This is a genomic window from Stenotrophomonas beteli, assembly GCF_001431665.1.
Lineage (GTDB): Bacteria > Pseudomonadota > Gammaproteobacteria > Xanthomonadales > Xanthomonadaceae > Stenotrophomonas > Stenotrophomonas beteli.
On the sequence record NZ_LLXV01000066.1, the window covers coordinates 20,293 to 27,218 of the forward strand.

The following is a 6,926-nucleotide window of genomic DNA, read 5'->3' on the forward strand; positions in this document are numbered from 1 at the left end:
CCATGATGGTGGATTCCGCCGCCACACGGATGAATGCCGGCGCGCACAACGAAACGGGCCGGCATGTGCCGGCCCGTTCGCTGTTGCAGTCTGCGCCGGGATTACTGGCGCGAAGCTGCGGTCGCACCGGCGGCAGCGGTCTGCGTGACCAGCTGGCCGTCGACCACCGGCAGACGATCGCTGACCGGCTTGTTGTCCAGGCGCACGGTCTTCTCGGCGCCGTCGTAGCGGTAGGTCACGTTGTAGCCCTTCACCACGTCGTTGGTGCCCATGGCGATACGGGTACCCGGCTTGCTGGCCATGCGCATGGTGCCGGTGGTGCCGTCCTCGTTGCGGTAGGTCACGTTGTAACCGGTGACGCGGCTCGACTCGGAGGTGGCCGTCTCGGTGTGGCACTGGCGCTCGGTACGATTGACCACGCGGCCGCCCACATGGCGCTTGTCGATCTGGTTGCCGATGAAGCCACCGGCCACCGCACCGGCTGCGGTGGCGGCCTTCTTGCCATTGCCGCCACCGACCTGGTTGCCGAGCAGGCCACCGACCACCGCGCCGACCACGGTACCGCCGACATTGCCATCACGTTCCGGCAGGCGTTCCTGCACCGTCACGTCCTGGCAGACCTCGTGCGGGGTCTGGGTGGTGGAGGTCTCGCGCACCGGATCGGTGCCGATCACAGTGGCATAGGCCTTCTGCTTCTCGGTGATCGGGTCGACCTTCAGCACGTCGGCGTATTCCAGCCCACGCGGCGCGGAGGGGTCGAGCGCGTCACCACGGGCACCGTCGTCGCTGGCGTTGCCATCGATCAGGCGCGATTCGCCGTTGGGGGTTCCGGCGCTGATGGAATCGGGCGACGAACCGCCGCTCTTCATGAAGGCGGCGGTGGCGATGCCACCGACCAGCAGCGCGCCCGCTGCGACCAGGACAGTTGTAGTTGTGCTTTTCATGACCTGCTCCTTGCGGACCATCCGCAACGTTCTCAAGGCAGATTGCAGCACGCGCTGCCTGAACGGAATCTCCACATTTCCTGCTCATTCCTGTAACCCATTCAGCATCGGGAAATGCTGGGCCCGTGGTAGCGTTTGCACGTTCCCCCACGAGGATTGCCGCCATGGCCAACCCGATGCTGCTGCCGGTTCTGCAATGGGCGCGCCGGCTGCGCTACCCCACCCTGTTCAAGCTGACCGCAGGCCTGTTCGCGCTGACCCTGTTCATCCCCGACCCGATTCCGTTCGTGGACGAACTGGTGCTGGGGTTCGGAACGCTGCTGCTGGCCAACTGGAAGAGCCGCAACACCGCGACGCCGCCGCCCCTGGAACAGCGTTGAGCGTGCTGGTCGACAGCCATTGCCACCTCGATGCCGGTGAGTTCGACCCTGACCGCGCGGCCGTGATCGCGCGTGCGCAGGCGGCCGGCGTCCATGTCCAGGTGGTGCCGGCGGTCACCGCCGCGAGCTGGCCGAAGCTGCGCGAGGTCTGTACACAGGCGCCGGGGCTGTACCCGGCCTATGGCCTGCATCCGATGTTCCTGGCGGCGCATCGGCCCGAGCATCTGCCGCTGCTGCGCGCATGGATCGAGCGCGAGCGCCCCTGCGCGATCGGCGAGTGCGGGCTGGACTTTTTCGTTGACGGACTCGATCCGGACACGCAGCAGGCCTACTTCATCGGCCAGCTGGAACTGGCCCGTGAGTTCGACCTGCCGGTGATCGTGCACGCGCGCCGCGCGGTGGATGCGGTGATCGCGGCGATCCGCCGCATCGGTGGGCTGCGCGGCGTGGTGCACAGCTTTTCCGGCAGCCTGGAACAAGCAGCGCAACTGCACAAGCTGGGTTTCCTGCTGGGCCTGGGCGGCCCGCTGACCTACGACCGCGCGCAGCGCCTGCAGCGGCTGGTGCGTGGAATGCCGCTGGAGCAGCTGCTGCTGGAGACCGATGCGCCGGACCAGCCCGACGCCGGCATCCGTGGCCAGCGCAACGAACCGGCGCGGTTGGCGACCATTGCCCGCCACGTGGCCGCACTGCGTGGGTTGGATGCAGAGGCCGTGGCGCACGCCACCACCGAGAACGCGCGACGGCTGTTCGCGCTGCCGGCAATGTAACGGGCAGGTGCCGGCCGTTGGCCGGCACGACCCATCACAGCTCGCTGGCCTCTACCGCTTCGGCCTTCACCTTCTTTGGCTCCAGCAGCATCTCCAGTGCCTTGCCCACCGCAGCAAACGCAAATGCGCCGGTGATGTGGGTAGCCGCACCGAGGCCGGCACCACAGTCCAGCTTCAGCGCGGCATCGGCCCCCAGGTTCGGGCGCAGGCCACAGACACTGCCGTCGGCCTGGGGGTACTTCACGTTCTCCAGCGAATACACCGCCGGCACACCGAAGTAGCGCTTGGCATTCTTCGGGAAATTGAACTCGCTGCGCAGCTTCTTGCGGATCAGCGCCAGCATGGCGTCATGCTCGGTGCGCGAGACATCGCGGATGCGCACCAGGGTCGGGTCGGTGCGGCCACCGGCAGCACCCACGGTCAGCAGCGGCAGCTTGCGGCGGCGGCACCAGGCAATGGTCTCGACCTTGACGCGGAAGCTGTCGCAGGCGTCGATCACCAGGTCGAAACCACGGTCCAGCAGCTCGGCCATGTTGGAGACGGTCAGGAAGGCCTGCACCGCATCGACGCCGATGTCAGGATTGATCGCACGGCAGCGCTCGGCCATCGCCTCGGCCTTGTTGCGGCCATAGTTGCCTTCCAGCGCCGGCAGTTGCCGGTTGGTGTTGGACACGCAGATGTCATCGGCATCGATCAGGGTCAGGTGGCCGACCGCCGAACGCGCCAGGGCCTCCACCACCCACGAGCCGACACCGCCCATGCCCACCACCGCCACGCGGCTGCCCTGCAGGCGCTCGAGCGCACCTACGCCATACAGCCGTTCGATGCCGGCGAAGCGTTGTTTGACCTGTTCGTTCATCCGGCTATTTTAACGTGCAGGCACGCGCGCCTACAGCGCGCCGGTACCAAACCCATCGTTGCACGACCGGAGAGCCCGCCTTGAACGCCAGCCCGCCCCGCCGCCTGTCCTCCGCCCACCGCTACCTGTTCGTGCTGGGCCTGGGCCTGCTGATCGGCCTGGTCGCCACGGTGATGGTCGGCCGCGTGCTGCAGGCTCGCCGCGATCCCTTCCCGGACAGCCTGATGCAGGTGATGCAGCGGCAGTCGCAGCTGCTGCAGCAGGCCCAGCAGCAGAACCGCTGCAGCCTGGCCGACAGCGTTCCGCGCCTGCAGGCGCTGCGCCTGCTGTCCAACGACCTGGACCTGGCCTTTCCCGCGCTGAAGGACAGCGCTCAGTTCCAGCAGCATGCCGCCCGGCTGCGCGGCACCCTCAACGCCGCACTGGCTGTGCCGCCCAGTGACTGCACCGCCCTGGCCAAGGTCGTGGAAACCGTGCAGACCGATTGCCGGGCCTGCCACCAGGATTTCCGCTGAAGCGCATTCATCTTCCAGCCGGACTGTGCACGCGTGGTTGGCACCTCGTTCACGTTCAAAAGGGGACGATTCGTCCACCCTGCTGCATGACGCAGTACCACCCAACGCACCCGCCTTCACGGCCAGGAGACGCCCCATGAAGATCCAGCTCATCGCTGCCAGCGCCATCGCCACCCTTGCCCTGGCCGGCTGTGCCACCTCGCCCGGCTACGGCGGTGGCGGCTACAACAACGGCGGTTACAACTCGGGCGGTTACGGCAACAACGGTGGCTACAACCAGGGCCGCTGCGCCGACTGCGGCATCGTCACCCGCATCAACGTGGTGCCCTCGGGCCGTACCGCGCCCAGCGCGACCGGCGCGATCCTGGGCGGCATCGTCGGTGCCGTGGCTGGCCATGAGATCTCCGACCACACCGGTGGCAGCCGTGGCAACAAGAACATCGCCGCCGCCGCTGGCGCTGTCGGTGGCGCACTGGCCGGCAACCAGATCCAGAAGAACGTGACCAGCGACACCTACGACATCAGCGTGCGCATGGACGATGGCCGCACCATCGTGGTCAACCAGCGCGATCTGGCCGGCATCCGCGAGAACACCTATGTGCGCGTGGTCAACGGCAAGGTCATCCTGCGCTGATCGGCAACGGGCCACCGGCAAAGAAAAAGGCCCGCTTGCGCGGGCCTTTTTCGTTTGACGTGATGCAGCTCGATCAGGTCGGCTGCACGGCGTCGGCCTGCAGGCCCTTCTGGCCCTGCACGACGGTGAAGGTGACCTTCTGGCCTTCCTTCAGGCTCTTGAAGCCCTGGGTCTGGATGGCGCGGAAGTGCACGAACACGTCTTCACCGTTTTCACGGCTGATGAAGCCGAAGCCCTTTGCATCGTTGAACCACTTGACGGTACCGGTCTCGCGTTCGGACATCTCACTAACTCCCTGATGACTCTCTCTTGTTGTTGGAAACGCCTGGTGGGCGGCTGACAAGCAAGGGGGAAGCGAGGTGCATCGATGCAGCGGATCGGGAAGATCTTGCTTCATCAGGCCACGATCCACGGTGACCTTGCCAAGCTCAGCGACTGCAACTTAACCCGCCCAAAACGAAAAAGCAACTGGCAAAATCTTTCACTGTCAACCCCAAAACGACCACCATACGGACCAGCATGGGACTCTCATTCATCTTGTATCTGCTAGCGGTCATTTTTGTCCTCGTCGGCATCGCCGGGATCATCCTGCCGGCCCTGCCAGGCATCCCGCTGGTCTTCGTCGGCCTGCTGCTGGCTGCCTGGGCCGATGGCTTCGCGCATGTCGGCTGGCCCACGCTGGTGGCGCTGGGCGTGCTGACCCTGCTCTCGCTGCTGGTTGATGTGCTGGCCACCGTGGTCGGCGCTCAACGGGTCGGGGCCAGCCGCAAGGCCCTGTGGGGCACGTTCGTGGGCAGCATCGTCGGCCTGTTCTTCATGCCGATCGGCCTGTTCGCCGGGCCGCTGCTCGGCGCGCTGGCCGGCGAGTACTGGCATACCCGCGAACTGGGACGCTCCACCAAGGTCGGCCTGGCAACCTGGCTGGGCATCCTGCTGGGCCTGGCGCTGAAGCTGGCCGTGGTCATCGCGATGCTGGGCCTGTTTGCCTTCGCCTGGTTCCTGTAGCGGGCATCGCCTTCACGCCGCGCGCACGCTGTGCCCGTGCATAAACCCTGGGGGCTGGCCGCCATCCGGCGCAGTCGCCACACTGTGCGTTCCCCGTATTCACTGAAGGGCCTGCTGCAATGACCCTCCCCATGCTGTCTCCCCGCCTCGCACCGCTGGCCGTGGCCCTGTCCCTGGCCAGTGGCACGGTGGCCGCCCAGGAGTTCGCGCCCAGCGCCGAAGCCTCGCCGGCGGCGTGCTCGGCGATCACCACTGATGCAGCCCGCCTGGCCTGCTATGACCGTCAGTTCGGGCGTACCCCGCAGGCCACTGCCGCCGCCGATGCAGCCGCCGAAGCGGCCGCACAGGCCCGCCGCGAGGAACGCCAGACCACACGCGTCAGCCAGGGTGAGGAAAAGCTGCGCGAGCGCGTCAGCGACCTGTTCCGCCCCGCAGGCCCGGACAGCGCGCTGGCCAATGCCGGCCGCGGCTCGCTGCTGGACAGCCGCTGGGAACTGGCCGAGGACTCCAAGCTGGGCCCGTTCCAGCTGCGCGCCTACAAGCCGGTGTACCTGTTGCCCGCGTTCTGGACCAGTGACCGCAATACCACCCCGCACTCTCCGAACCCGGCCAATACGGTCACCACGCCGCAGGAGCTGGACAGCGCTGAACTGAAGTTCCAGATCAGTTTCAAGACCAAGATCGCCGAAAACCTGTTCGGCGACAACGGCGACATCTGGGCCGGCTACACCCAGAGCTCGCGCTGGCAGGCCTACAACAGCGCCGATTCGCGACCGTTCCGCGAGACCAACTACGAACCGGAAGTGATGATGGTGTTCCGCAATGGCTACTCGATCGGCGGCTGGCGCGGACGCATGACCGGCATCGCGCTGAACCACCAGTCCAACGGCCGCGCCGACCCGCTGTCGCGCAGCTGGAACCGGGTAATGCTCAACATCGGCCTGGACCGCGAGAACTGGGCGCTGGTGCTGCGCCCCTGGTACCGCATTCCGGAAACCCGCAGCGATGACAACAACCCGGACATCGAGGACTACATGGGACGCGGTGACGCCACCCTGACGTGGAACCGCAATGGCCACGAGGTCTCGCTGATGGCGCGCCATTCGCTGCGCACCGGCAGCCGCTCGCACGGTGCGCTGCAGCTGGACTATGGCTTCCCGATCAGCAACCTGCTGCGCGGCCACGTACAGGTCTTCGATGGCTATGGCGAGAGCCTGATCGACTACAACCACAAGGCCACGTATGTGGGCGTGGGCGTGTCCCTGCTGGAGTGGTTCTGATGCACGTGACGATCTGGCACAACCCGGCCTGCAGCAATTCGCGCGGCGCACTGAAGCTGATCCGCGATGCGGGCTTCGAGCCGGAGGTGATCGAGTACCTGGGCGACCCGCCGGACGTGGCTGCGCTGCGCCAGGTACTGGCCGAATCCGGTCTGGACGCGCAGGCGCTGGTGCGCAGCAAGGAAGCGCAGTTCGCCGAACTGGGCCTGGACGGTGCCGATGAAAACGCTCTGCTGGCCGCAATGGCCGCACACCCGCGCCTGATCAACCGCCCGGTGGTGCGCACACCCAAGGGCACACGGCTGTGCCGCCCACCGGAAACGGTGCTGGAGATCCTGTAACGGAAAAGGGGACGGAGGGGATGAAGTCGTTTGTGCACAAACGACTTCATCCCCTCCGTCCCCTTTTCTGTCTCTTATATATATCTACGCGCCCACGAGAGAGGCCGAAATCACCAATGCCGTCTTTTCCTTTACAAGCAACTTGCAGCTCACCTATCCGAACACGGCCTGCTTCCTGTTCGATAGCCACGCACCCGG

At 66.3% G+C, this 6,926-nt stretch carries 10 protein-coding genes; 7 read left to right on the top strand and 3 right to left on the bottom strand.

Annotated elements, in window-relative coordinates:
* Window positions 1–101: 101 nt before the first annotated feature.
* Window positions 102–944 (bottom strand): glycine zipper 2TM domain-containing protein, encoded by an 843-nt coding sequence (locus ARC23_RS16890; RefSeq protein ID WP_057498277.1) that lies wholly within the window; start codon window positions 942–944, stop codon window positions 102–104.
* 164 nt (window positions 945–1,108) lie between these two features.
* Here ARC23_RS16890 and ARC23_RS16895 point away from each other — a divergent pair, with 164 nt between their 5' ends.
* Window positions 1,109–1,324, top strand: coding sequence for a DUF6116 family protein (locus ARC23_RS16895; protein WP_057498268.1), 216 nt, complete (start codon window positions 1,109–1,111; stop codon window positions 1,322–1,324).
* A complete protein-coding gene (locus ARC23_RS16900) occupies window positions 1,321–2,094 on the top strand; it encodes a TatD family hydrolase (RefSeq protein WP_057498269.1) in 774 nt (257 codons plus the stop codon). The genes ARC23_RS16895 and ARC23_RS16900 overlap by 4 nt, the downstream gene beginning before the upstream one ends.
* Before the next feature lie 34 nt (window positions 2,095–2,128).
* Here the strand turns inward: ARC23_RS16900 and ARC23_RS16905 are convergent, their stop codons facing one another.
* Window positions 2,129–2,953, bottom strand: a complete 825-nt coding sequence (locus tag ARC23_RS16905) for a tRNA threonylcarbamoyladenosine dehydratase (RefSeq protein WP_057498270.1) — start codon at window positions 2,951–2,953, stop codon at window positions 2,129–2,131.
* Window positions 2,954–3,033: 80 nt separating this feature from the next.
* On the opposite strand from ARC23_RS16905, the gene ARC23_RS16910 reads away from it, so the two are divergent.
* Together ARC23_RS16910 and ARC23_RS16915 are read left to right on the top strand one after the other, a co-directional pair.
* Complete coding sequence (locus ARC23_RS16910; protein WP_057498271.1) at window positions 3,034–3,468, top strand: hypothetical protein; 435 nt, start codon at window positions 3,034–3,036, stop codon at window positions 3,466–3,468.
* A 136-nt stretch (window positions 3,469–3,604) separates the two neighbouring features.
* Window positions 3,605–4,102, top strand: a complete 498-nt coding sequence (locus ARC23_RS16915) for a glycine zipper 2TM domain-containing protein (protein WP_057498272.1) — start codon at window positions 3,605–3,607, stop codon at window positions 4,100–4,102.
* A 73-nt stretch (window positions 4,103–4,175) separates the two neighbouring features.
* Here ARC23_RS16915 and ARC23_RS16920 read toward each other — a convergent pair whose 3' ends face one another.
* On the bottom strand, window positions 4,176–4,385 hold the full coding sequence (locus ARC23_RS16920) for a cold-shock protein (RefSeq protein WP_057498273.1): 210 nt from the start codon (window positions 4,383–4,385) through the stop codon (window positions 4,176–4,178).
* Between the two features lie 236 nt (window positions 4,386–4,621).
* Between ARC23_RS16920 and ARC23_RS16925 the strand changes: the two genes are divergently transcribed.
* The 3 genes from ARC23_RS16925 to arsC all read left to right on the top strand — a co-directional run bounded on the left by ARC23_RS16925 (window position 4,622) and on the right by arsC (window position 6,728).
* Complete coding sequence (locus tag ARC23_RS16925) at window positions 4,622–5,107, top strand: DUF456 domain-containing protein (protein ID WP_057498274.1); 486 nt, start codon at window positions 4,622–4,624, stop codon at window positions 5,105–5,107.
* 131 nt (window positions 5,108–5,238) lie between these two features.
* Window positions 5,239–6,387, top strand: coding sequence for a phospholipase A (locus tag ARC23_RS16930; protein WP_411847912.1), 1,149 nt, complete (start codon window positions 5,239–5,241; stop codon window positions 6,385–6,387).
* Window positions 6,387–6,728 (top strand): arsenate reductase (glutaredoxin), encoded by a 342-nt coding sequence (gene arsC / locus ARC23_RS16935; RefSeq protein WP_057498276.1) that lies wholly within the window; start codon window positions 6,387–6,389, stop codon window positions 6,726–6,728. Before ARC23_RS16930 ends, arsC begins: the two co-directional genes overlap by 1 nt.
* Window positions 6,729–6,926 lie beyond the last annotated feature (198 nt).